The sequence below is a fragment of the Blattabacterium cuenoti genome (assembly GCF_014252075.1).
Taxonomy (GTDB): domain Bacteria; phylum Bacteroidota; class Bacteroidia; order Flavobacteriales; family Blattabacteriaceae; genus Blattabacterium; species Blattabacterium cuenoti_AC.
In genome coordinates, this window is the sequence record NZ_CP059209.1 from 222,561 (window position 1) to 247,007 (window position 24,447).

24 protein-coding genes and 1 tRNA gene are annotated in these 24,447 nt (G+C 25.9%); 15 read left to right on the plus strand and 10 right to left on the minus strand.

Annotated elements, in window-relative coordinates:
• Position 1: 1 nt before the first annotated feature.
• Complete coding sequence (hisG, locus tag H0H47_RS01045; protein WP_185866193.1) at positions 2-859, minus strand: ATP phosphoribosyltransferase; 858 nt, start codon at positions 857-859, stop codon at positions 2-4.
• A gap of 151 nt (positions 860-1,010) precedes the next feature.
• Between hisG and H0H47_RS01050 the strand changes: the two genes are divergently transcribed.
• Entirely contained in the window at positions 1,011-1,778 is a 768-nt protein-coding gene (locus tag H0H47_RS01050; protein ID WP_185866194.1) for an exodeoxyribonuclease III, read from the plus strand.
• Here the strand turns inward: H0H47_RS01050 and H0H47_RS01055 are convergent.
• Positions 1,771-1,843, minus strand: a tRNA-Lys gene (locus H0H47_RS01055). The genes H0H47_RS01050 and H0H47_RS01055 overlap by 8 nt on opposite strands.
• 62 nt (positions 1,844-1,905) lie before the next feature.
• On the opposite strand from H0H47_RS01055, the gene H0H47_RS01060 reads away from it, so the two are divergent.
• The 4 genes from H0H47_RS01060 to H0H47_RS01075 all read left to right on the plus strand — a co-directional run bounded on the left by H0H47_RS01060 (position 1,906) and on the right by H0H47_RS01075 (position 5,549).
• Complete coding sequence (locus tag H0H47_RS01060) at positions 1,906-2,421, plus strand: shikimate kinase (RefSeq protein WP_185866195.1); 516 nt, start codon at positions 1,906-1,908, stop codon at positions 2,419-2,421.
• A complete protein-coding gene (gene tilS / locus H0H47_RS01065; protein WP_185866196.1) occupies positions 2,418-3,752 on the plus strand; it encodes a tRNA lysidine(34) synthetase TilS in 1,335 nt (444 codons plus the stop codon). Before H0H47_RS01060 ends, tilS begins: the two co-directional genes overlap by 4 nt.
• Positions 3,753-3,828: 76 nt before the next feature.
• A complete protein-coding gene (gene serC / locus H0H47_RS01070) occupies positions 3,829-4,899 on the plus strand; it encodes a 3-phosphoserine/phosphohydroxythreonine transaminase (RefSeq protein WP_185866197.1) in 1,071 nt (356 codons plus the stop codon).
• Positions 4,899-5,549: a YggS family pyridoxal phosphate-dependent enzyme gene (locus H0H47_RS01075; protein WP_185866198.1), complete on the plus strand. Its 651-nt coding sequence runs from the start codon at positions 4,899-4,901 to the stop codon at positions 5,547-5,549. Before serC ends, H0H47_RS01075 begins: the two co-directional genes overlap by 1 nt.
• On the opposite strand, the gene trpA is transcribed toward H0H47_RS01075, so the two are convergent.
• From trpA to H0H47_RS01110, 7 genes are read right to left on the minus strand one after another with little or no spacing between them, the layout of a single operon-like run.
• Positions 5,539-6,312, minus strand: a complete 774-nt coding sequence (trpA, locus tag H0H47_RS01080) for a tryptophan synthase subunit alpha (RefSeq protein ID WP_185866199.1) — start codon at positions 6,310-6,312, stop codon at positions 5,539-5,541. The two genes, H0H47_RS01075 and trpA, sit on opposite strands and share 11 nt — an antisense overlap.
• Positions 6,296-7,498, minus strand: coding sequence for a tryptophan synthase subunit beta (gene trpB, locus H0H47_RS01085; RefSeq protein WP_185866200.1), 1,203 nt, complete (start codon positions 7,496-7,498; stop codon positions 6,296-6,298). The genes trpA and trpB overlap by 17 nt, the downstream gene beginning before the upstream one ends.
• Complete coding sequence (gene trpF / locus H0H47_RS01090; protein WP_238785095.1) at positions 7,495-8,124, minus strand: phosphoribosylanthranilate isomerase; 630 nt, start codon at positions 8,122-8,124, stop codon at positions 7,495-7,497. The genes trpB and trpF overlap by 4 nt, the downstream gene beginning before the upstream one ends.
• On the minus strand, positions 8,121-8,912 hold the full coding sequence (trpC, locus tag H0H47_RS01095) for an indole-3-glycerol phosphate synthase TrpC (RefSeq protein WP_185866201.1): 792 nt from the start codon (positions 8,910-8,912) through the stop codon (positions 8,121-8,123). The genes trpF and trpC overlap by 4 nt, the downstream gene beginning before the upstream one ends.
• Positions 8,909-9,910 carry an anthranilate phosphoribosyltransferase gene (gene trpD, locus H0H47_RS01100; protein ID WP_185866202.1) on the minus strand — a complete coding sequence of 334 codons (1,002 nt, stop codon included), beginning with the start codon at positions 9,908-9,910 and terminating at the stop codon, positions 8,909-8,911. The genes trpC and trpD overlap by 4 nt, the downstream gene beginning before the upstream one ends.
• 2 nt (positions 9,911-9,912) lie before the next feature.
• Entirely contained in the window at positions 9,913-10,488 is a 576-nt protein-coding gene (locus tag H0H47_RS01105) for an anthranilate synthase component II (RefSeq protein WP_185866203.1), read from the minus strand.
• A 6-nt stretch (positions 10,489-10,494) separates the two neighbouring features.
• Positions 10,495-11,904, minus strand: a complete 1,410-nt coding sequence (locus H0H47_RS01110) for an anthranilate synthase component I family protein (RefSeq protein ID WP_185866204.1) — start codon at positions 11,902-11,904, stop codon at positions 10,495-10,497.
• A gap of 163 nt (positions 11,905-12,067) precedes the next feature.
• Between H0H47_RS01110 and H0H47_RS01115 the strand changes: the two genes are divergently transcribed.
• From H0H47_RS01115 to H0H47_RS01160, 10 genes are all read left to right on the plus strand, one after another.
• Positions 12,068-13,924 carry a putative porin gene (locus H0H47_RS01115; RefSeq protein WP_185866205.1) on the plus strand — a complete coding sequence of 619 codons (1,857 nt, stop codon included), beginning with the start codon at positions 12,068-12,070 and terminating at the stop codon, positions 13,922-13,924.
• Positions 13,925-13,965: 41 nt separating this feature from the next.
• Entirely contained in the window at positions 13,966-14,661 is a 696-nt protein-coding gene (locus H0H47_RS01120) for a glycoside hydrolase family 73 protein (protein ID WP_185866206.1), read from the plus strand.
• Between the two features lie 15 nt (positions 14,662-14,676).
• The gene (gcvH, locus tag H0H47_RS01125) at positions 14,677-15,075 is read left to right on the plus strand and encodes a glycine cleavage system protein GcvH (protein ID WP_185866207.1); all 399 of its coding nucleotides are present in this window, start codon (positions 14,677-14,679) and stop codon (positions 15,073-15,075) included.
• A gap of 21 nt (positions 15,076-15,096) precedes the next feature.
• Positions 15,097-17,322, plus strand: coding sequence for a heavy metal translocating P-type ATPase (locus H0H47_RS01130; protein WP_185866208.1), 2,226 nt, complete (start codon positions 15,097-15,099; stop codon positions 17,320-17,322).
• Positions 17,323-17,342: 20 nt separating this feature from the next.
• Complete coding sequence (ccoS, locus tag H0H47_RS01135) at positions 17,343-17,492, plus strand: cbb3-type cytochrome oxidase assembly protein CcoS (RefSeq protein WP_185859510.1); 150 nt, start codon at positions 17,343-17,345, stop codon at positions 17,490-17,492.
• A 17-nt stretch (positions 17,493-17,509) separates the two neighbouring features.
• A complete protein-coding gene (gene ccoN / locus H0H47_RS01140) occupies positions 17,510-19,705 on the plus strand; it encodes a cytochrome-c oxidase, cbb3-type subunit I (RefSeq protein ID WP_185866209.1) in 2,196 nt (731 codons plus the stop codon).
• 7 nt (positions 19,706-19,712) lie between these two features.
• A complete protein-coding gene (locus H0H47_RS03225) occupies positions 19,713-19,907 on the plus strand; it encodes a CcoQ/FixQ family Cbb3-type cytochrome c oxidase assembly chaperone (protein WP_185866210.1) in 195 nt (64 codons plus the stop codon).
• Positions 19,897-20,781: a cbb3-type cytochrome c oxidase N-terminal domain-containing protein gene (locus H0H47_RS01150; protein ID WP_185866211.1), complete on the plus strand. Its 885-nt coding sequence runs from the start codon at positions 19,897-19,899 to the stop codon at positions 20,779-20,781. Before H0H47_RS03225 ends, H0H47_RS01150 begins: the two co-directional genes overlap by 11 nt.
• Positions 20,782-20,859: 78 nt before the next feature.
• Positions 20,860-21,309 carry a FixH family protein gene (locus tag H0H47_RS01155; protein ID WP_238785096.1) on the plus strand — a complete coding sequence of 150 codons (450 nt, stop codon included), beginning with the start codon at positions 20,860-20,862 and terminating at the stop codon, positions 21,307-21,309.
• 60 nt (positions 21,310-21,369) lie between these two features.
• Positions 21,370-23,649 (plus strand): NADP-dependent malic enzyme, encoded by a 2,280-nt coding sequence (locus H0H47_RS01160; RefSeq protein WP_185866212.1) that lies wholly within the window; start codon positions 21,370-21,372, stop codon positions 23,647-23,649.
• Here H0H47_RS01160 and murI read toward each other — a convergent pair.
• Positions 23,636-24,445, minus strand: a complete 810-nt coding sequence (gene murI, locus H0H47_RS01165) for a glutamate racemase (RefSeq protein ID WP_185866213.1) — start codon at positions 24,443-24,445, stop codon at positions 23,636-23,638. The genes H0H47_RS01160 and murI overlap by 14 nt on opposite strands.
• Positions 24,446-24,447 lie beyond the last annotated feature (2 nt).

Sequence of the window (24,447 nt, forward strand, 5' to 3'; positions counted from 1 at the left end):
TTTATAGTATAATTTTTTCTATTGGTAATACTAATATATCTTGTGCTCCAAGCGTCTTTAAATTTTCTATAATTCCCCAGAAATCATTCTCATTAACAACTGAATGAACCGAACTACATTCCGAATTTGCTAGAGGAAGAATAACTGGACTTTTAATTCCTGGAAGATAAGATATTATTTTCTCTAATCGATCATTAGGAACATTTAATAGAATATATTTATTATTTTTTGCTTTTTTTACAGCTCTAATTCTAAATAATAATTTATCCATAATTAGATTTTGTGGAGTCCCTAGATGTAAATGAGAAGCCAATACTGCTTCAGATTGAAGAACAGTTTCTACTTCTTTTAGCCCATTCATAAAAAGAGTAGACCCACTACTAACTAAATCGCAAATACAATCCGCTAAACCTATTCCAGGGGCAATTTCTACAGCTCCAGAAATTTCGTGAATTTCTGCATCAATATATCTTTTTTCGAAAAATTCTTGAACTAAAAAAGGATAACTTGTTGCGATTCTCTTTCCATCTAAATCATTTATCTTATTGTAAGATAAAGATTTAGGAACGGCTATAGAGAGCCTGCATTTTCCGAAACCTAAAGTTTCTTTTATTTTTATTTTTTTTCTTTTTTCCAAAAGAAGATTTTTTCCTACAATTCCTATATCAGCTACTCCATCTTCTAAATATTGAGGTATATCATCGTCTCTTAGAAAAAGGATTTCTAGCGGAAAATTGAGAGCGGTTGTTTTTAATTTATCTATACCAATATTAACTTCAATACTGCAATCTTTCAGCAACTTGATAGAGTCTTCATAAAGACGACCTGATTTTTGAATAGCTATTTTAAGTTTATCCATATAATAAGGAAAAAATAACAAAAGCTTACTCTTGTAAGCTTTTTATTGTAGATTAAATTAATGCATCACAGCAAATATAAAAACTATTTTGAATATTTTATAATTAACCTATAAGTCTCGTTTTCTCATAAATAAAAAATTTTACAAAAAAATGAAAATTATTAGTTATAATATAAATGGAATAAGATCTGGAATTAATAAAGGATTATCTGATTGGATTGAAAAAATCAACCCAGATATTTTGTGTTTGCAAGAAATAAAAGCTTTTCCAGAACAAATAGATACCTATATTTTTGATCAATTAGGATACAATCATTATTGGTTCCCTTCAATCAAAAAAGGATATAGTGGGGTAGGGGTTTTATGTAAACAGAAGCCTGTTCATGTAGAGTACGGAATAGGAATTCCTTCTATTGATCAAGAAGGAAGGGTTTTACGTATAGATTTGAAAAAAATGTCAGTAATTAGTCTTTATCTTCCTTCAGGAAATAACATGAAGAAGAGGTTGGGTTTTAAATTTTTTTTCATGAAAAAATTTTTTTCACATGTGAAAAAAATCATAAGTCAATTGAATAATATTGTTATTTGTGGTGATTATAATATTTGTCATCATGAAATAGATATTTACAATCCTATTAAAAATCAAGAAGTTTCAGGTTTTTTACCAGAAGAAAGAGAATGGATGACTCATTTTCTAGATTTAGGATTTATAGATAGCTTTAGAAGCTGTGTTAAAGAAGCACATCATTATAGTTGGTGGAGTTATCGTTTTAATGCTAGAAAAAATAATAAAGGGTGGAGAATTGATTATGTTATGGTTAGCTATTCATTGAAAGAAAAAATTAGGAAATCTTACTTATTGTCAGATTTAAAATTATCTGATCATTGTCCTGCTGTATTAGAAATAGAAATGACCTGACTGGGATTCGAACCCAGGACCCTTACATTAAAAGTGTAATGCTCTACCAGCTGAGCTATCAGGTCTGAATAAAATCAAAATAGTCTTTGAGAAAAACAAATATACTATAAATTAATTTTATTTTTTCATGAAAATCACTTTAATAGGATACATGGGAAGTGGAAAAACTTCTATAGGAAAAAAATTGTCTAAGGAGATTAATTTAGATTTCTATGATTTAGATGCTATTCTCGTTGAGAATAAAAAAGAGTCAATTTTTAATCTTTTTAAAAAAGAAGGAGAATTTTCTTTTAGAAAAAGAGAACATTTAATGTTAAAAAAAGTTTTAAAAAAGAAAGATGAATATGTTTTGTCCGTTGGAGGAGGGACTCCTTGTTTTTATAACAATATTTATTTGTTGAATAAATATTCAAAAACATTTTATTTAAAAACAAATAGTTATACTCTATTTAAAAGATTATTTTTAGAAAAAAAAACAAGACCTTTGATTGCTCATTTGTCAAAAAATGAATTGTTTCAATTTATTATGAAGCATTTGTTACAAAGAACTTATTTTTATGAAAAATCTTATGAAAAAATCAATGTAAGTGAAAAGTCTAAAAGTGATATAGTTAAAGAAATTATTAAGTGTATTAAAAAATGAAAACATATGATCATGTTTTTCTAGAAAGAATTAGGAGATATTTTTCGTTTCAAATAAAAAAGAAAGTATGTGTTGCTGTAAGTGGAGGATTAGATAGTATGGTACTCATCAATGTGTTACTTGATCTTTCTAACATTGAAATAGAAGCTGCTCATTGTAATTTTACACTAAGAAATAAAGAATCTAATGAAGATGAAGTTTTTATAAGAAAATTTTGTGAAAAAAAAAGGATCGTATGTCATGTTAAAAAATTTGATACTTTGAATTTTTCTAAAAAAAATAAGTTTTCCATACAAATGGCAGCTAGAAAACTTAGATATGATTGGTTTTCTGAATTATTAAAAACAAATTCCTATGAGTACATAGCGTTAGCGCATCATCTTAATGATTCTATAGAAACTTTTTTCATAAACATTTTGAGGGGAACTGGAATTAAAGGATTGTTAGGGATTCCTAAAAAAAATGAAAAATTTATACGTCCTCTTTCTGATTTCAATAAAGAAGAAATTTTACATTATGCTAAAATTAAAAATATAAAATGGAGATCTGATAGCAGTAATCAAGAAACTAAATATTTGAGAAATCAAATTCGTTTAATTTTATCTAAATTTTCCTCTTTTTCATCTTTTTTTTATAAGGGATTTAAAAAAACCATAGATCATCTTCACAATGAAAATTTTTTAATAGAAGAAAAAATCAGAAAAGTATATCATGAAATTACAGTAGAAAAAAAAAATGATCCATTTTTTTGGAAATTAGAATGTCATAAAATAAAGAAATTGAATCCTTTATCTTTTTATTTATTTAAATTATTTTCTCCATATGGATTTTACGATGTAAACAGTCTAAAATCTCTTATTTATGCGCAATCGGGGAGAAAACTTATATCGAAAAAATATCGTATTATTAAAAATAGAAATAATTGGATTTTAGTTTCCAATGATTTTTTATCAGAAAATAAAAATAAAACTTATGTGATACAGGATCTAAAAAATGTTCGTCAGATATCCTTCCCTATTTATGTTAAGTTTTTTTTTAATCCAAAAAAAGAAGATAGAGGAAAAATGTTTCTTGTAGATTTTGACAAAATTCAATTTCCATTGTTATTAAGAACATGGAAAAAAGGAGATTTTTTTTTCCCATTTAAAATGAATGGGAAAAAAAAATTAAGCAAATATTATAAAGAAAAAAAATTTTCTATTTTAGAAAAGGAACAAACATGGTTATTAATTAATGGAAATGGATATATTATTTTGATTTTAGGAAATCGTTTAGATGACAGATTTAAGATAACAGAAAAAACAAAAAAAATATTAGGAATAAAAATATAATTGAGTTATTCCCTATTAGTTTTACAATTTCAATTAGTATTTTTTTTAATTTTGAAAAGAATTAGTTGTTCTATTTATGAAAATACATAATTTCAATGCAGGCCCTTCTCTTTTACCCAAAGAAGTTGTCAGAAAATCAGCTCAATCTGTAATTGATTTCAATGGGACCGGTATCTCTTTACTTGAGATCTCTCATAGAAGTATAGACTTTTTAGAAATAATAGAAAGAACTACTTTTTTAGTAAAAAGAGTAATGAATTTGAATGATGATTATGCTATTTTATTTCTTCAAGGAGGAGCTACATTGCAGTTTTCAATGGTTCCATATAATTTAATGAATCAAGAAGCAGCTTATTTAGATACAGGATTTTGGGCAAATAATGCTATTAAGGAAGCAATAAAATTTGGGAAAGTAAAAATTTTATTTTCTGGAAAAGATCAAAACTATACACATATATCAAAAAATTATAAAATTCCATGTCATATAGATTATTTTCATTGCACGTCTAATAATACAATTGTTGGAACACAGATGAAAACATTTCCTATAACATATGATTCTGTTCCAATAGTTTGTGATATGTCTTCCGACATTTTTAGTAGAAAATTAAATTTTCTTCAATTTAGTTTAATTTATGCTTCTGCACAAAAAAACGTAAGTTCTGCTGGAATGACTATTGTTATAGTGAAAAAAGATATTTTAGGAAAAATTAAAAAAAACATTCCTTCTTATATGGATTACAAAATCCATATAAAAAATAAAAGTATTTTAAATACTCCAAATGTTTTTTCTATTTATACTTCTATGTTAACTTTGGAATGGATAGAAAATAAAGGAGGTCTTTCTATTTTAGAAACAGAAAATGAACATAAATCTAAATTATTATATGATGAAATAGATAAAAATAATTTATTTGAAAATAAAGTACATAAAGAAGATCGTTCTAATATGAACGTTTCCTTTTTTTTAAAAGATCAAAAATTAGAAAAAGAATTTAATAAAATGTGGAGAAAAGAAAATATTATCGGATTAGATGGACATAGATTTTTAGGAGGATATAGAGCGAGCATATACAATGCACTTCCGTTGAAAAGTGTTCAATTTTTAATTGAAATTATGAAAGAGTTCGAAAGAAAATTTTCATAATGATAGAAAACAGATTTTTTTCCATCAAAAAATTGATTCCAGAAAATATAAAAATTTTAGCAGTTTCTAAGAATCAAGATGTTTCTTCTATAGAAAAATTATACAAATTAGGACATAGAGATTTTGGAGAAAATTATGTACAAGAAATGATGAATAAATATAAAAAATTGCCTAAAGATATTCATTGGCATATGATTGGAAAAATTCAAAGTAATAAATTAAAATATATAATACCTTTTATTCATTTAATTCATACTGTTCAAAAACTAGAAGAAATTCAAAAAATCAATAAAATTGCGTTAAAACACAATAGGATTATTGATTGTCTTTTGCAAATAAAAATTTGTAACGAAAAAAGTAAATCGGGAATAACCAAAAAAGAGGCTTGTAATATTTTGGAAAACACAATTTATAAATCGATGAATAACGTCAAAATAATAGGGGTAATGGGAATAGCTTCTTTTCAAGAACTTACAAAAGTTCACAATGAATTTTCGTATTTACGAAATTTATATAATGATTACAAAAAAAAATATGGTCATCATGTACTTTCTATGGGAATGAGTCGAGATTATAACATAGCAATAAAATATGAAAGTACGATTCTTCGATTAGGAACCTCTATTTTTGGAGAAAGAATTATTCTATAATAGATCTTATGTATTTTTTGATGTTTTCTTCCAATTTATTTTCATTTAGTGATTGAATAAAAGAACTTCCAATAATTCCTCCATTTGCGTATTGACATGATAAATCAAAAGTTTCTCTGTCCTTTATTCCAAAACCAATTAATTTAGGAATATTTATAGACAATTTTTTTACACGTTTAAAAAACGATATTTGTTTTTCTCCAAAAGAATCCCCAAATTTTCCTGTTGTTGAATTAGAAGAAACCAAATATAAAAAACCATCAGTCATTCTGCTTAACAGAGAAATTCTGGATAAGTCCGTTTGTGGAGTTATCAAAAATATCATTGATAATAAATATTTTTTAAATAAATTTTTGTATTCTTTTACAAAGAAATCAACAGGAAGATCTGGAAGAATTAATCCAGAGATCCCTGATTCATTGCATTTTTTTAGAAATTTTTCTTCTCCAAATTTATAAAATTGATTGTAATACCCCATAAGAATAATAGGAATTTTTATTTCTTCTTTAAATTGTTCTATTTGAGAAAATAATAAAGAAACATTCATTCCGTTATTCAATGAAGTTTGATTACTTTTTTGAATAATCATCCCATCTGCCAAAGGATCAGAATAAGGGATGCCTATTTCTATTAAATCAACAGGAAGATCCTGCAGTATTTTTATTATTTTTACAGTACTGTCTACATTAGGAAATCCAGCTGTGAAATAAATGCATAATATGTTTTCATTTTTATTTCTAAATAAATTATGTATTTTGTTCATCTTTTGAAAATTTTGTAAAAAATTTATCGTAAACATTGATATCTTTATCTCCTCTCCCAGATAGAGTAACAACAACTATATCATTTTTTTTAAATGGAATGTTTTTTAGTGCAGCTAATGCATGAGAGCTTTCTAAAGCCGGGATGATTCCTTCCAATCGGGTCAATTCGTATCCTGCTTGCAAAGCTTCTTCATCCGTAGAATATAAAAAACGAACACGTTTTTTTACAAAAAGATTAGCAAACATAGGACCTATTCCCGGATAATCTAATCCAGGAGATATTGAATAAGCAGGAATAACTTGCCCATCTTCATTTTGTAAAAGCATTGTCATACTTCCATGTAATATTCCTTTAGATCCACAGTGAATAGCTGCAGCTGTTTTTTTTGTTTTTATACCTAATCCTGCAGCTTCTACTGCTACAAGATTCACTGAATCATTATCTAAAAAATGATAAAAAGATCCTGCTGCATTACTTCCACCCCCTATGCAAGAAACTATATAATTAGGAAAAGAAGATCCTTCCTTTTCTTTTAACTGAATTTTAATTTCTTCACTAATAATAGACTGAATATCTGCAACCATTTGAGGATAAGGATGGGGCCCAACCGTAGAACCTATTAAATAATAACTTTCCGGATGGTTAATCCAATAACGAATAGCTTCGTTAACTGCATCTTTCAAAGTTTTATCTCCACTAAAAACAGGAATAACTTCTGCTCCAAGAGATTTCATTCTAAGTACATTAGTATATTGACGATGTATGTCCGTTTCTCCCATGAAAACAATGCATTTTAAATCCATTAATGCGCAAGTAGTAGCCGTTGCTACTCCATGTTGTCCAGCTCCTGTTTCAGCAATTATCTTTTTTTTCTCCAATTTTTTTGCCAATAAAGCTTGACCTATAGTATTGTTAATTTTATGCGATCCTGTGTAATTCAGATCTTCTCTTTTTAGGTAAATCTTCGCTTCATATTTATCAGAATATTTTTTGCAAAAAAATAAAGGGGTGGGTCTTCCTGCATAATTCTTTAGTGTTTCTTTGTACAATTTCTGAAATTCAAAATTTGTAATAAATTTTTTATATTTATTTTGCAATTCTGTTATATTACGATGCAACATTTCAGGAATAAAAGCCCCTCCAAATTCTCCATAATACCCATTTTTGTCAACAAAATATTTCATAATTCTCTTATTTTTTTTATAAAGGAATTTAATGCAATGCTATCTTTTTTTCCTGGAAAAAACTCAAATTGACTATTTACATCAATAGCGAACATTTTTGAATGTGAAAAGTTTTTAATTTTATCAAAATCCTTTATTCCAATTCCTCCACTTAAAAAAAAAGGAATTTCAAAATTATATTCATAAAGTTTTTCCCAACAAAATTTTTTTCCGCTCCCTCCATAGTTAATTGTATTATTATCAAATAGAAAATAAGTACAAAAAGGAATGTAATTCACCATATTTTTAAAAGAAAAAAAATCATCTATTCTAAAAGCTTTAATTAATTTCAATCTCTTTTTAAATAATTTTTCACAATAAAAAGGACTTTCTGTTCCATGCAATTGAATAAAATCCAATTTATTTTTTTTACTCATTTCCAATACATTCTTTTCTGATTCATTTACGAAGACTCCAATTTTTAATATTTCTTTTTTTAGTTTTGGAATAAAAAAATCAAAACCTACAAATCGAGGAGAATTAGGATAAAATATAAATCCCATAAAATCAGGTAGTAAATCTGAAATTTTTTGTATATGAAATTTCATACCACATATTTTTATTTTTAATGATTTGTGTTTCATCATGAAATGATTTCAAATAAAGATTTTATAAAATTTCGACAAATTTTTCCAGGATCTTTTCTTTTCATAAAATATTCTCCAATTAAAAAACCTTCAAACCCTTGTTTTCTTAATTCAAGAATAATATTTCTATTATTTATCCCGCTTTCTGCTATTTTTATATAATTATCAGGAATTTTTGAAGATAATTTCAAACAATTATCATAATCTACAATAAAAGTTTTTAAATCTCGATTATTAATTCCCACAATATCTAATTCATCTGTTATTTTATCAATTTCAAATTCATTATGAATTTCAATAATTACTTCTAAATCAATACTTTTTGCAATTTTAGAAAAGTTTTTTATTTGACTTCTAGAAAGAATCCCAGCAATTAATAAAATCACATCCGCTCCTATAGATTTAGATTCTATAATCTGATATTCATCTATAATAAAATCTTTTCTGAGTATAGGAATGGAAACGATAGAACGTGATTTTTTTAAATCTTCATTTTTTCCAGAAAAAAAATTTTTGTCTGTAAGAATAGATATTCCACTAACTCCTGATAATTCATAATCTTTGACTACTTTTTCTATTGAAACTATATTGTTTATAACTCCTTTAGATGGAGATTTGGATTTAAATTCTGCAATAATACCAGTTTTGCTTTTCTTTAGACTTTTAACTAAAGAAAAATTTTTTCTTTTGAAGAAAAAACTATTTTCCAATTCTTTTATAGGGCGGAGGATTCTATTATTAAAGACTTCTTTTTGTTTAACAGATACTATTTTTTCAAGAATATTCATAAGCTCAATAATTTTTTGAGAATATTCTTTGCTTTTCCACTTTTTAAAGATCTTTTTGCCTTATCATAATTATTCTCAAGACTGTCTTGATTGATCAGACCCAATGCAAATGTAGCATTTATCAAAACAACTTCATTTTGAGCTAAAGTTCCTTCTCCTGATAAAATACTAATGAATATACGAATATTTTCCTCTGTATTTTTTCCTCCTTTTAATTCATCAGGATTCACTTTAATCTTATTTTTTTTCCCTATTCCCAATTCTTCTATAGAATAGAATTTTTCCCCTTTTGGGGTATAACATTTCATCCCACTAGTAAGTGTTATTTCATCATAACCGTCTAAACTATGAATAATAGCATAATTATTTTTTGTATTTTGATACATATAATAATATATTCTGGCTAATTCTAAATTAGAAACTCCTAATAATTGACTTTTTGGTTCTCCTGGATTGATAATTGGACCAAGTGTATTGAAAATAGTCCTAATTCCTAATTCTTTTCTTGTTTCAGATATAATATTTAAAGCTGGATGGAATATAGGTGCATGCAAATAACAAAAACCAACTTTATCCAACTGATTTTTTAAATTGTCTTCTTTATTCGTGAAATGATATCCTAACTCTTTTAAAATACTTGAAGAACCAGTTATAGAGGAAGAACTAAAACTTCCATGTTTAATCACTTTTTCTCCTGCTCCTGCTACTATAAAACATGCTAAAGTAGAGATATTAAAAGTGTTTTTTTTGTCTCCACCTGTTCCTACTATATCAACAGCATTAAATTCAGTGAGATTTACTTTTATGCATAATTCCATTAATGCTTGTCTAAATCCTACTATTTCTTCTAATGTAGGCGTTCTCATGTTATATATAGTAGTTATAGCCACAGCTTGGGTTTTATTAATTTTTCCTTTTGATAACTCCAGAATAAGATTCTTAGACTCTTGTTTTGTTAAAGTTTTTTCTAAAAAAAGATTTTCTAATATTTCTTTCATTTTTACTTCATTTTTAACCAATTACTTATTATTTTTTCTCCATATGGAGTTAAAATAGATTCTGGATGAAATTGGACTCCACGTATATCATAAAATTTATGACGCAAAGCCATAATTTCTCCTTTATCTCCAATAGCTGTAATCTTAAGTTCTTCAGGAAAATTATGTGGAGATATAATCCAAGAATGATAACGACCAACTTTAATCTCTCTAGGTAATTTTTGAAAAAGAATTTCTTTTGGATCTACAATTTTTATAGAACTAGCTATTCCATGATAAACTTCTTTTGTATTAAGAAGCTTAGCGCCAAAAACCTCTCCTATAGCTTGTTGTCCTAAACAAACTCCCAAAATACTTTTGGTAGAAGCAAAAGTTTTTACTAAAGGTTTTAAAATATGTGCTTCATCAGGAATTCCTGGTCCTGGAGAAAGAATAATTTTGTTATATTTTTCTATATCAGAAAGTTTAATCTCATTATTTCTATATACTTGGACAGGATTTTTTGTTAATTTTTTTACAGCATGAACAAGATTATAAGTAAAAGAATCATAATTATCTAAAATCAGTATTTTATTCATAATACTTCATATATTTTTAGCTAATTCTATAGCTTTAAATAAGGCCATTAGCTTATTATTTACTTCTTCTAACTCTTTTTCTTCTTTAGAATCAGAAACGATTCCTGCTCCAGCTTGAAAAAAAAGAGTATTATTTTTGCTGACAAAAGAACGAATTACTATAGCTGTATTCATACAAGAATTATTCAATCCAAAAAAACCAATAGCTCCTCCATATATTCCTCTATGTTGATTTTCCATTTTATCTATCAATTCCATTGCTTTATACTTAGGAGCCCCTGATAAAGTTCCTGCAGGAAAAGTGTCTCCAAATACTTTTATAATAGATATATTTTCTTCCAGTTTTCCAGATACTTTAGATACCATATGTAGGACATGAGAAAAAACTTGAATTTCTTTAAACCCTTCTACTTTTACATTGGAAGAATTTTTACTCAAATCATTTCTTGCTAAATCTACTAACATGACATGTTCTGCATTTTCTTTTGGATTATTAGATAGATTTTCAGACAATTTTTTATCCTTTTCTTTGTTTCCTGATCTTCGTATAGTTCCTGCTATTGGATTAATATAAGCTATTTGATTATTAATGATTAATTGTGATTCTGGAGAAGAACCAAACAATTTATAACTTCCATAATCAAAATAAAAAAGATATGGAGAAGGATTTATAAATCGCAAAGCACGATATACATTAAACTCATCTCCTGTAAATTTCTGTTGAAACTGACGAGATAATACTATTTGAAAAACATCTCCCCGTAAACAAGCTTTTATTCCTTGGGATACCATTTTTTTGTATTCTATATCAGTAACATTTGAAGAACGATTTCCTACAGATTTAAATGGAAAATCAGGAAAATTTTTCTTTTTTATTAATTCTACTAATTGATTTATATAAGTTTTTTTATCATTATTAATGAATTGATGTTCAATTAAGTAGATTTCATTGTGAAAATGTCGGAATACAATTAGGTTTCTATAAAAACTAAATCGTATCTGAGGAAGATGATATATTTCTTTAATTGGAGCATGAAACCGAATATTTTCAAAATATTGAATACTATCATAAGATATGTATCCATATAAACCGGAATAAGAAAAAGAAGTATTTTCACTTTCAAATCTTTTAAAAAATTCCTCAATTAAAATTTGTATGTCCAATCGATCATTTATAAAAATGTGTTTATGAACATCATTTGGATATGATATTCGCAATACATTTTTATCTAGAATAAATTCTGAAACTGGATTAATACAAAGAATAGAAGAATTGTTTTTGGTAATTTGATAATCAGAAGATTCTAATAATAATGTATTTGGAAAACTATCTCTTAGTTTTAAATATAATTCTATTGGTGTAGTACTATCAGCTAAAATTTTTTTCTGAATAGTTCTAAAATTAAATTTAAACATAGTTTATGGTATTTTTATATGATGAAAAAAGGCCGTCATAAAGACAAGCCTTCTTGTAAGTAAATATTGTTGGGAGATGATCTTACCTCAATTAATTTAAGAATACCATTTACTTTAGAAATGACATTAACCTCATGCAAATATAAATAAATTTTTATATCTTATGAAAATATTCATTTTTGTTTGTTTTCTTTTTATATTTTCTTATTCTATAGAAGGGATAGAAAGAAAAATTTGGAATCAAAACGAAGATTCTGTTAATACGGAAAAAGAAAAAAATTATGTAGATGTTTATCTTCCTACTTCTCAGGATTACAGATTTTGGACAGAGGAAAATAATTTTAAAAAAACTTTATTAAACATAGAATCTTTTTCTATTGAAAAATATTATTCTCATAATTTTTTTAAACATGATGATTTCGGTTTTTTTTATAATCGAGGAAAAGAAAAAAATTTATTAATTCCCAACAGAAATTTTACACAAAAAAACCTCTATCATTCTCAAAAAATTCTTCTTTTTAAGGATCCTTTTTTTTCTCGTGAAAAGGTTCAATATTTTGATGTTAAAACTCCTCTTTCAGAAATTTTTTATGAAAGTAATTTATTTCAAGAAAGAGGATTGGGCGGTTTTTTTTCTCAGAGTCCAAATGAAAAAATGAATTATTCTATGGAATATAGGGCACTTAATTTTAAGGATAAACTTGATTTTGAAAGAAATCAAAATTTCTTACTAACTACTTTTAGTTTTCAGGATCAATATGATTATTATTATAAATTATGGGGACATTATATTTTCCAAAATTTTTTTCTCAAAGAAAGAGAAGAAGTCTTCAAATGGAATAATATTAAAAATTATAAAAATGTTTTTTTAGATCAAAAAAAATTTGTTCATAACAGATTTTACATAAGTTTTATTCAAAAGATTTTTCCTAATAAATTGTTTTTTTTTAAGACATATATGGAATATGAAAAATATTCTAAAAGTCATTATTTTTCTGAACAAAAAAATAAAATTAATCATTTTTATTTGAAAAACAGTTTTTTCTTAATGTTTAAGAAAAATAAATTTGAAATAGAAGTAGGATCAATTTTTGATAAAATATATTATCAATTGTTTTTAATTAATGATTATAACAATAAAATGATTCCTAAAAATAAGTATATAAACAATCTTTCTATAGAAACTAAAATAAATTATCCTATTAATAATTTTTTAAAATTTTATTCTCACACTAAATGGATAATGGAATATAATAATTTGAAAAAAACATATTTTCAAATGGACATGAAATTTAATACACTTTTGTTTTCAAAATTTGATTTTTCTAGCAAAATACATATATCTGATAATAAAGGAGTTTCTTCTGATTTTATTCATCTTTATATTCTAAAAAAAAATGAAGATTGTTATAACAATCAACGAAGTAATATGTTGGTTTTTGATAAAGAAAAAACAATGGATTTTTCTTTATTTTATAAAGATAATTTTCATGTTTCTTTTTATATTTCTAAATTGGATCATTCTTTTTTAGACGAAAAAAAAGAAATGGAAAAATTTTTATATCGTAAGGATATTCAATCATACGGATTAAAAATAAAAACAACACAAAATATATGGAAATTTCAATTTAATAATCTTTTTTTGTATCAAAAATATAACTCTGATCCATTAATTTTTTCTATACCCAATTTTTTATCAAGAAGCACAATTTCTTATCAAGATAATTATTTTAATAAGGCATTATCAATAAAAACGGGGGTTTCTGTTCATTATTTCAGCAATTTTTATTATCAAAAAATTTATTATCCTTTTGATGTTTCTCTTTTCCCTTCGGAAAAAGAATGTTATCCATATAAAATTGGAGGAAATCCTTTTATGAATTATTTTTTAAACTTGAAAATATATAGAACTATATTTTATCTTAGTATTCAAAATATAGGAGTTCATTCCATTTATAGTCCTCTTAACAAAAAAGAATTATTTATCAGAACTGGATTTTCATGGACTCTTTTTACTTGATTCCAAAAATTTTTATAAAAAAACGTAATTTTACTCATTGAATGAAAAAATTTTTTTATTTTATATTGCTTTTTTTGATGCCTTTATTTTCGTCTTTCTCAAAAGATTCGTCTTTCTCAAAAGAAAGAAAAGAAATAGAAAGAGTCATTGAATACATTAAAAAATATGCTGTTTTTGCTGTTGAAGAAATGGAAAAATTTGGAATACCAGCTAGTATTAAATTAGGACAAGGAATTTTGGAATCTTCTAGTGGAAATAGCCATTTATCCAAAGCTACGAATAATCATTTTGGAATTAAATGTGGTAAAAATTGGATGGGAGATATTTATTACCATAATGATGATCTTCCAAAAGAATGTTTTCGTAAATATAATTCTGTACGAGAATCTTTTCAAGATCACTCTAAATTTTTGCAACATCCACGTTATTCTAAATTATTTCTTTTAAAAAAAAATGATTATCAATCTTGGGCAACAGAACTGAAACAGGCTGGTTATGCAACATCGTTAAATTATGCCGATTTGTTAATTAATCAGATAGAAAAGTATCTTCTATGGAAGTTTGATGAAGAAAATTCTTGTGGAATAGAAAAAAGAATAAACTTATACTTGACATCTATTATGCAAAATAATCAAAAAAACGATTCTTTTTTCAAGAAAAAAATACATTTTCTTTATAAAATTTTTCTTTTTATTAAGAAAAAATTAAACTGTACAAAAACAAGTTTAAATAATTAAACATTATATATATATATGAACCCTAATAATTTGAGGTACAGTAAAAATCATGAATGGATAGGATTAGATTCCCAAAAAAATAGAAAAGCTTATATAGGAATTACTCATTTTGCTCAAAATGAGTTGGGAGATATTGTTTATCTAGATGTAGAAAATTCTATAATAGGAGAAAAAATAAAAGAAGGAGATCTATTTGGAACAATAGAAGCGGTAAAAACTGTTTCAGATTTGTTTATGCCTGTTTCAGGTTGCATCCTTTCAATTAATAAAAAATTGTTATTACAACCAGAACTTATCAATAAAAGTTATTATGACGAAGGATGGATTATACAAATAGAAATCTCAGATATAGAAGAATATAATAGATTGATGTCTTTGGAAGAATACAAAAAATATATACAAGAACCTAATTAATTAGAAATTAGAATTTTTATTATGAATAAAAATGATTTTTTTGATTTTCTTAATAATAAAAAAATTGCAGAAAAAATAATTGATTTTAATCATAATAATATTACGACTGTTCGTTTTTTAATTCCTTCCATTCATTGTAGTTCTTGTGTTTTTGTTTTGGAAAGTTTATCTAAGTTTCATAAAAATATTCTAGAATCTACTGTTGATTTTTCCAGTAAACAAATTTGGATAACATTCAATAATGTTGAATTGAAATTAAGTCATTTAGCTAGAATTCTTGATAAGATGGGGTATAGACCTTCTATTAATTTTGAATCAATAGAAAAAAGGGGAAAGAACACATTTGATAGGAAATTAATAGGAAAATTAGCTGTTTCCTTTTTTTGTTTTGGAAATATAATGCTTTTGTCTATTCCAGAATATGTTGGTGCTTATCAAGATACATGGTTCTTGGAAAATAGGAACTTTTTTCGTTATTTAATGTTATTTTTATCTTTACCTGTTGTAATATTTTCTTTTTCAGATCATATAAAATATGCATTTTTGGGATTAAAGAAACATGTTCTGAATATAGATGTTCCTATTTCCATTGGAATATTGGTTCTTTTTTTATGGAGTTGTTATGAAATTTTTTTTGATTTAGGTTCTGGATATTTTGATAGTATTTCTAGTTTTTCTTTATTTCTACTTGTGAGTAGAATATTTCAAATTTATACTCATAATAAGATTCTTTCTTTTGAAAAAAATTATAAATCTTTTTATCCAGTTTTAATAACAAAAATACACGAAAATAAAAAAGAAGAAAAAATTTTACTTTCTTCTTTAAAAAAAGGAGACACTATTCTAATTAGAAATGAAGAGATTATTCCTTCCGATTCTATCCTAATGAAAGGAAACGCAGTATTGGATAATAGTTTTATTACAGGTGAATCTTATTTAATAAATAGGAAAATAGGAGATAGGATCTATGCTGGTTCTAAACAAAGAGGAGAAGCTATTTTTCTAAAAGTGATTAAAAATGTGGATCACAGTTATTTGAGTTTATTGTGGAACAAAAATAAATTTAACAATCATAAAAAATTATTTTACTTAAACTCAATATCCACTAAATTTAGTCAGTATTTTACTCCTATCATTTTAATGATTTCTATAATAACTGGAATATATTGGTTTTTAAATAATGATATATCAAAAACATTTCAGACTACTTTTTCAGTTTTAATCATCACTTGCCCTTGTGCTTTGGTTCTTTCTACTCCATTGATATTTGGAAATATAATACGTTTTTTTTCTAAAAAAAGTTTTTATATCAGAGATATTTTCACAATGGAAAGGATTTCTACAATCAAGACTTTAATTTTTGATAAAACAGGAACTATAACTGATCCAAATAAAGAAAAGATATTTTTTATAGGAAATATAAAATATGAGGAAAAAAAGATCATAGCTTCTTTATTAAAAAATTCTAGGCATCCTTTAAGTCAAAGAATATTATCAGAGTTATCTATAAGAGATTTTTATTCCATAAAGAAATTTAAAGAAGTAATGGGACAAGGATTAGAAGGGATCATAAAAAATATACCGATTAAAATAGGGTCTAGAAAATATTTAGGAATTTCAACAAAAATAAATGATAAAAATAAAACAACAGTCTTTATTTCTATAAATGAAAAATTTGTAGGTTACTTTTTATTTAGAAATTATTATAGAAAAGGAATAAAGAATATTTTTCAAAAATTGAAAGAGTATAAAATAATTATCCTTTCTGGAGATCAGAACGAATTAGAAAAAAAATACTTGAAATCTATCTTGCCAAAATCTGGTGAAGTATTTTTTAATCAGAGTCCAGAAAATAAACTAAATTATGTTAAGAGATTACAAAAAAAAGGAGAGAAAATAATGATGTTTGGAGATGGAATTAATGATTGTGCAGCTCTAAGTCAAAGTGAAGTAGGGGTTTCTGTTTCTGAAAATCCAACTAACTTTTTTCCAAGTTGTGATGCTTTTTTGCAATCTAATTGTTTGAATAAAATTTTCTTATTTTTGAAAATATCCAGAATTTCTAGGAAATTAGTGATTGTCAATTTTATGATTAGCTTACTTTATAATGTTGTAGGTATTTTTTTTGCTGTTACCGGTAATTTAAAGCCTATTATAGCCGCTATTCTGATGCCTTTAAGTTCTTTTTCTGTTATTTTTTTTTCTATTATATCTACTTGGCTAATTTCAAGAAAATTTATTTTTTAAAAAATTCTGAAATTTTTATTATGGACATATTAATTATTATGATATTATCTAGTATTTCTTTAGGAGCGTTTTTTCTCATATTTTTTTTAATTGGTCTTTATTCTGGACAATTTGATGATTATGAATCTCCTAGAATTAGAATCTTAATTGATGATATTGAAAAAAATTAATTAATAATGATTTTATAATGAAATTAATAAATGCATCATATTATTACAATAATCGTATTGTAAAAGCTTTTTTATATGCTACGATGTTTTGGGCTTTTATTGGATTTTTAGCTGGATTGTTTATAGCCTTGTTATTATTTTATCCTGAAATTCCTGAATCTATTTTTGGGAACAGACTTAAGGATTCTCAAGGAATCATAGGGTTTGGAAGATGGAGAATGTTGCATACTAGTACTGCTGTTTTTGCTTTTGTGGGGAATATAATTTTTACAGGCTATTATTATTCTTTACAACGTTTATTAAAGACTAGAATTTTTAGTGATGTTCTTAGTTGGATTCATTTTTGGGGATGGCAAATATTTATTATTTCTACTTGGATTACTTTTTTATTAGGAATAAACACTAGTAAAGAGTATGCTGAGCATGAATGGCCTATAGATATAGGAGTTTTTTTAATTTGGATTGTTTATGGAATTAATATGATAGGGACTATTTTAAAAAGAAGAATAAAACATTTGTATGTTAGCATTTGGTTTTTATTAGGGACATGGGTTGCTGTAGCTATGTTACATTTATTTAATAATCTAGAGTTGCCTATATCTCTTTTATCTTTTAAAAGTTATTCCATATATGCTGGAGTACAAGACGCTTTAATGCAATGGTGGTATGGTCATAATGCTGTTGCATTTATTTTGACCACCCCTATATTGGGATTAATGTATTATTTTGTTCCGAAAGCATCCAATCAACCTATTTTTTCTTATAAACTTTCTATTATTCATTTTTGGTCCTTAATATTTGTATATATATGGGCAGGACCTCATCATTTAATGTATACATCGCTTCCTAATTGGGCTCAAATGTTAGGAACTATTTTTTCAATAATGTTAATTGCTCCTTCATGGGGTGGAATGTTGAATGGATTACTTACACTAAGAGGAGATTGGAATCAAGTAAAAAAAAATCCTATTTTGAAATTTTTTGTGGTGGGAATTACTTGTTATGGAATGGCAACCTTTGAAGGGCCTATGCTTGCTACTAAAACTTTGAATTCTATTGGACATTTCACAGATTGGGTAATAGCTCATGTCCATTTAGGAACTTTAGGATGGAATGGTTTTATGGCTTTTGGAGTTATATATTGGTTAACACAGAAGATATGGAATACTAAATTATATTCTATATCATTGGCTAATATTCATTTTTGGTTAGGTGTTTTAGGAATCGTATTGTATATTTTTCCTATGTATTTTGGTGCAATATTACAATCTATGATGTGGAAGAAGTTTAACCCTGATGGAACTTTAGCTTATAAAAATTTTTTAGATTCAGTGTTATCTATTATTCCATTTTATAAAATTAGATTTATAGGTGGAATAATTTACTTTTTGGGTTTTGTTTTAATGATTTATAATGTTTTTAAAACAATAAAAAAAGGTTATTCAATTGATAATGAAAAATTTAAATGTGATCCATTTTATGGAAAAATAAAAGAAAAAAATGAAAAATTTCACAGTTGGTTAGAAAAAAAACCAATACAATTAACAATTCTTTCTTTTATAGCAGTGGCCATTGGAGGTTTTATAGAAATAATTCCTACTTTAGTGATTAAATCTAATATTCCTACTATTCATAATGTAAAACCTTATAAAGCTCTTGAATTAGAAGGTAGAGATTTATTTGTTAGAGAAGGATGTAATTCCTGTCACAGTGCTCAAGTCCGTCCATTTAGAGATGAAGTGGTTCGTTATGGAGAATATTCTAAAGCCGGAGAATTTGTATATGATCATCCATTTCTTTGGGGATCTAAACGAACAGGTCCAGACTTGGCTAGAGAAGGAGGGAAAAACCCTAATTCTTGGCATTATAATCATATGTTCAATCCTAGATCAACTTCTCCTGGATCTATTATGCCAAGATATCCCTGGCTAATTTATAATAAGTTAGACAGGTCTAATACAGAAAAAAAAATAAAAGCAATGATCAAATTAGGAGTTCCATACACTTTGGAATATATAAAGAATGTGAATCAAGATATGGATCGTCAAGCAAATAAAATTGTGTCTGATATTTATAATGAGTATCCAAATATAAAAATAGAAATTGATCAACAAAAAAAAGTAGAAAAAGAAAAATTTGTTTCTTTAGAAAAAAGAGAAATTATAGCTATCATTGCTTATTTACAGAGACTGGGGACAGATATTAAATCTTAGAAAAAACATGATAAGTTTTTTTAAAAAATATTTTACAGAAGAAAAAAATGTGGGAATTTTTCAATCTATTATGTTAATTTTATTTTTGTTAGTTTTCTTTTTTATTTTATTTTTTGTGTTTTCAAAGCCTAAAAAATATTATGAAGAAATAAGCTTGATTCCTTTAGAAGGAGAAAAAAAAAGAAAAGGGTATGAGATCTAGAGTTCCTTCTTTTATTATGATTCCTTCTTTTTTATCTGTTATAATATTTATGTTCTATGTCTTTTTTAGAAGCTATAATCATATATCGTATTTAGTACATCCTATTACTATCTTTTTTTTGATTATAACTACGATATTATTATGGATTTTAGAATTTATTAATAATTTGATTTTTCGAAAAAAATTACAGTCTCTTGCAGAAGAAGAAAAGAGGAAAATTTTTGAAGAAAACGAAGGGAATTATTTTTATAGACTTTATAAATTTATATTTCATGATCCTAAAAAAATGAATGATGGAGTTAAAAAAATAGATCATGGATTCGATGGAATTATAGAGTTAGATAATCAATTACCAATGTGGTGGGTCCATCTTTTTTATCTAACAATTGTTTTTTCCGCAATTTATTTTTTTGCTTATTTAACAATAGATTTCTCTAATTCTTATAAGGAATATGAGATATCTTATAAGAATCAGTTGAAAGAAATAGAAATTTTTGAAAAGAATACTCCGCAAGTGACTATAGAAAATGCTTGTTTTAAGGATCATTTAATCAGTAGTGGAAAAACTCTTTTTGATGAGAATTGCGCAACTTGTCATAAATCGGATGGAAGTGGAAATATAGGTCCCAATTTAACAGATGATTATTGGATCAATACGAAAGAAAAAGATTTGTTTAAAAATATCTTCTCTATTATATGGAATGGAAGCGATAATAATCAAACTATGCGTGCTTTTGGAAAATCAGGAGAAATTAAAGGAAATGATATTGAAAAGATATCCAGTTATGTTTATTTTATTAATCAAAAATCTAAAAAACCTTTAACATTTAAGGATCCTCAAGGAAAAAAAATAACAGAGTGGAGCAAAATGTAAATACTACTGTATACTTATGTACATTATACATTTCGATTTTTATATTATCGTTTAGTTTTTCTATTTTATAAAATTTGAATGATGAAAATAAAATTCAATTGGGATACCGGAATATTGTTATCTTTAGTTATTTTTATAATCTTTATTATTTATGTTGCCTTTTTTTTCCCCCATGTAGGGAGCCAACTTGTATCAGACAGATATTATGAAGAAGAAATGAAATATCAAGAAATTATAAATGAAAAGAAAAATGTGTTAGAACTCCCTGAGAAAATAAAAATTTTCATTTTATCTTCTGGAATTGAAATTCAATTTCCACTTATTAATTATGATTTTTATGGATTTTTTACTTTATTTAGATCATCTTCTAAAGATTTGGATCTTACGAGATCTTTCAAAATATCGAAGTCTTCAAAAAAAAGATTATTTATTCCTAAAAAATTTTTGAAAAAAGGATATTATAAACTTATAATTAGGTGGAAATCAAATAAAAAATATTTTTTTGAGGAAAATATTTATTGGAAATAAAAAAATTTTTTTCAAAAACCCTATTTCTATTTCAAAATTATTAATAAATATTTTAACATAATGAGAAAAAACATAAGTAGTTTTCGTGAAGAATCTTTAAATTATCATAGCAAATTTCCTTCTGGAAAAATACAAATTACACCTACAAAAAAATATAGCAGTCAAAGAGATCTTTCTCTTGCTTATTCTCCAGGAGTAGCAGAGCCTTGTAAAGAAATAGCTCGTTCTTCTAAAGAAGTATATAAATACACTTCTAAAGGAAATCTTGTCGCAGTCATTACTAATGGATCAGCAGTATTAGGACTTGGAGATATTGGAGCATTAGCTTCTAAACCGGTTATGGAAGGAAAAGCTCTTTTATTCAAAATTTTTTCTGGAATTGATGTCTTTGATATAGAAATAGACGAATCTGATCCAGAAAAATTTATAGAAACAGTAAAAGCTATTGCTCCTACTTTTGGAGGGATTAATTTAGAAGATATAAAAGCTCCAGAAGCTTTTGAAATAGAAAGAAGACTTAAAAAAGAATTAAGTATTCCTGTTATGCATGATGATCAACATGGAACAGCTATTATTTCAGGAGCGGCATTACTTAATGCAATCGACTATGTTGGAAAAAAAATTCATGAAATTAATATGGTTGTTAATGGAGCAGGAGCAGCAGCCATATCCTGCACAAGAACTTATAAACAACTTGGGATTAACTCTAAAAATATTCTTATGTTTGATAGTAAAGGCTTGTTACATTCTTCTAGAACTGATTTGAATCAAGAAAAAAAAGAATTTGCTGTAAATACTTATCCAATCCAAAAACTGGATAAAGCTATCAAAAATGCAGATGTTTTTATTGGATTATCTATAGGAGGAGTATTAACTCCTAACATGTTGAAAAGTATGGCAAAAAATCCAATTGTGTTTGCTATGGCTAATCCTGATCCAGAAATAGATTACAACTTAGCAATTAAAGTCCGTCCAGATGTTATTATGGCAACTGGAAGAAGTGATTATCCAAATCAAGTTAACAATGTTTTAGGGTTTCCTTATATTTTCAGAGGAGCACTAGATGTTCATGCTAGTGTAATTAATGATGAAATGAAATTAGCAGCTGTACATGCTATAGCTTCTTTAGCGAAAGAATCTGTTCCAGAACAAGTGAACATTGTTTATAATAAAAAAAATATTTCTTTTGGAAAAGAATATATTATTCCAAAACCTTTTGATAATCGTTTGATTACTCGTGTTGCTCCTGCTGTAGCAAAAGCAGCTATGGATTCTGGAGTAGCAAGAAATCCAATATTAGATTGGAAAATCTATCAAGAAAAATTACTTGATAGAATGGGATATGAAAGTAAAATGCTTCGAATGATTCAAAATCGAGCGCGTACAAATCCTAAAAAAATTATTTTTTGTAATGGAGAAGAATACGATATATTAAAATCTGTTCAAATTCTTCATGAAGAAGGAATTATTTCTGTTCCTGTCGTTTTAGGAAATGAATATCGAATCAAACGTTTAATAAATGAAAATAAACTGGACGTTGAATTAGAAATTATAGATCCAGAAAAAGAAGAAAATAGAAAGAAAGTAGAATACTTTTCTCAAATTCTTTGGAAAAGAAGAAACAGAAAAGGTTTGACTTTATACGATTCAAAAATACGTATGCGTAGCAATGATCACTTTGGAGCCATGATGGTAGATCAAGGAGAAGCAGACGCAGTAATTACAGGATATTCAAGAAGCTTTTCATTAAGTTTACGTCCGATGTTAGAAGTTATAGGTAGAGCAAATTCCGTTCACAAAACAGCAGGAATGATGATTTTATTAACAAAACGTGGTCCTTTATTTTTAGCAGATACGGCTGTAATTCCAGATCCAACAAGTGAAGAATTAGCTAGAATAGCTTTAATGGCTTCTCATGTAGTTAAAGGATTTGATATTGAACCGCATATAGCAATGTTATCTTTTCAAAATTTTTCATCTAATTCAAAAACATCTTCTAAAGTATCTAAAACAGTAGATTTTTTGCATAAAAAATATCCAAACTTAATAGTAGATGGAGAATTACAACCTGATTTTGCTTTAAATGAATTTTTATTAGCTAGCAAATTTCCTTTCTCTAAGCTAGTTAAAAAGAGAGCAAATATTTTTATTTTTCCAAATTTAGAATCAGGAAATTTAACTTATAAATTTATTAGAGGATTAGGAGACGTTCAAACTATTGGACCTGTTATGTTAGGAATGCGAAAACCAGCACATGTTATGCAAATGCAATCCAGTATAGAAGAAATAGTTAATTTAGCAACTTTGTCTGTAATTGATGCACAAATTAGGAAGAATTAAAAACATGTGTTTTAATAAATACTTTTTTTCCAAAAAGAATTCTAACTTTTTTTTCAAAAAAAGTAGGAATAGAACTAGATGTATAAAAAATAGGAAACTTACTATTCCAGTTTGGATGAATACACAATAATTTTTCTTCATATAATTTTTTTTTTATTTCCTGTACTACTATTTTTTGTATATCAATTAAGTGAACTTTTCCATGATAAAATTTATCTATTTCTTGTTTAAGAAATAGATAATGAGTGCAGGCTAGTAAAAGTGTATCTATTGATTTAAAATGATTTAAATAATTTTTTAGAACATTTTTTTTAATTTTCAACCCTTTCTCAATCATTGGAGCCAATAAAGGTGTAGATATTTGAAATACATCTAAATGATGATAATATTTTTTTATTTTTTTTATATAAAAATTTGAACGTATTGTAGCAGGCGTGGCAATTATTCCTATTCTTTTGGAAAAAAGAAAAATTTGATTTTTCACTATAGGATCTATGACATTAAATATTAATATTTTTCTATGAAATATTCTGTGAATAGATTCTAAAGAATTAGATGTTATTGAATTACAGGCAATAACTAGAGCTTTACATCTTTTTTTATAAAGAAAATAAGCTATTTTCATAGAATTCTCTATAATAAATTCCTTAGACTTTTCTCCATAAGGCATATTTTCAGTATCTCCAAAATAAATAAAATCTTCATTAGGCATACGAATTTTTATTTCTTTAGCTATAAGAAGTCCGCCTATTCCAGAATCAAATATTCCTATTGGAGATAATGGACTTATTTTCATAT

What these genes read in the sequence shown, in the direction of transcription:
- ccoN (WP_185866209.1), top strand. Translation starts at nt 17,510, where the DNA reads ATGAAATTAATAAATGCATCATATTATTACAATAATCGTATTGTAAAA.
- hisG (WP_185866193.1), bottom strand. Translation starts at nt 859, where the DNA reads ATGGATAAACTTAAAATAGCTATTCAAAAATCAGGTCGTCTTTATGAA.
- H0H47_RS03225 (WP_185866210.1), top strand. Translation starts at nt 19,713, where the DNA reads ATGATAAGTTTTTTTAAAAAATATTTTACAGAAGAAAAAAATGTGGGA.
- trpC (WP_185866201.1), bottom strand. Translation starts at nt 8,912, where the DNA reads ATGAATATTCTTGAAAAAATAGTATCTGTTAAACAAAAAGAAGTCTTT.
- trpA (WP_185866199.1), bottom strand. Translation starts at nt 6,312, where the DNA reads ATGAACAAAATACATAATTTATTTAGAAATAAAAATGAAAACATATTA.
- H0H47_RS01155 (WP_238785096.1), top strand. Translation starts at nt 20,860, where the DNA reads ATGATGAAAATAAAATTCAATTGGGATACCGGAATATTGTTATCTTTA.
- H0H47_RS01115 (WP_185866205.1), top strand. Translation starts at nt 12,068, where the DNA reads ATGAAAATATTCATTTTTGTTTGTTTTCTTTTTATATTTTCTTATTCT.
- tilS (WP_185866196.1), top strand. Translation starts at nt 2,418, where the DNA reads ATGAAAACATATGATCATGTTTTTCTAGAAAGAATTAGGAGATATTTT.
- gcvH (WP_185866207.1), top strand. Translation starts at nt 14,677, where the DNA reads ATGAACCCTAATAATTTGAGGTACAGTAAAAATCATGAATGGATAGGA.
- H0H47_RS01130 (WP_185866208.1), top strand. Translation starts at nt 15,097, where the DNA reads ATGAATAAAAATGATTTTTTTGATTTTCTTAATAATAAAAAAATTGCA.
- H0H47_RS01075 (WP_185866198.1), top strand. Translation starts at nt 4,899, where the DNA reads ATGATAGAAAACAGATTTTTTTCCATCAAAAAATTGATTCCAGAAAAT.
- murI (WP_185866213.1), bottom strand. Translation starts at nt 24,445, where the DNA reads ATGAAAATAAGTCCATTATCTCCAATAGGAATATTTGATTCTGGAATA.
- H0H47_RS01150 (WP_185866211.1), top strand. Translation starts at nt 19,897, where the DNA reads ATGAGATCTAGAGTTCCTTCTTTTATTATGATTCCTTCTTTTTTATCT.
- H0H47_RS01060 (WP_185866195.1), top strand. Translation starts at nt 1,906, where the DNA reads ATGAAAATCACTTTAATAGGATACATGGGAAGTGGAAAAACTTCTATA.
- H0H47_RS01120 (WP_185866206.1), top strand. Translation starts at nt 13,966, where the DNA reads ATGAAAAAATTTTTTTATTTTATATTGCTTTTTTTGATGCCTTTATTT.
- ccoS (WP_185859510.1), top strand. Translation starts at nt 17,343, where the DNA reads ATGGACATATTAATTATTATGATATTATCTAGTATTTCTTTAGGAGCG.
- serC (WP_185866197.1), top strand. Translation starts at nt 3,829, where the DNA reads ATGAAAATACATAATTTCAATGCAGGCCCTTCTCTTTTACCCAAAGAA.
- H0H47_RS01050 (WP_185866194.1), top strand. Translation starts at nt 1,011, where the DNA reads ATGAAAATTATTAGTTATAATATAAATGGAATAAGATCTGGAATTAAT.
- trpF (WP_238785095.1), bottom strand. Translation starts at nt 8,124, where the DNA reads ATGATGAAACACAAATCATTAAAAATAAAAATATGTGGTATGAAATTT.
- trpB (WP_185866200.1), bottom strand. Translation starts at nt 7,498, where the DNA reads ATGAAATATTTTGTTGACAAAAATGGGTATTATGGAGAATTTGGAGGG.
- H0H47_RS01105 (WP_185866203.1), bottom strand. Translation starts at nt 10,488, where the DNA reads ATGAATAAAATACTGATTTTAGATAATTATGATTCTTTTACTTATAAT.
- H0H47_RS01160 (WP_185866212.1), top strand. Translation starts at nt 21,370, where the DNA reads ATGAGAAAAAACATAAGTAGTTTTCGTGAAGAATCTTTAAATTATCAT.
- trpD (WP_185866202.1), bottom strand. Translation starts at nt 9,910, where the DNA reads ATGAAAGAAATATTAGAAAATCTTTTTTTAGAAAAAACTTTAACAAAA.
- H0H47_RS01110 (WP_185866204.1), bottom strand. Translation starts at nt 11,904, where the DNA reads ATGTTTAAATTTAATTTTAGAACTATTCAGAAAAAAATTTTAGCTGAT.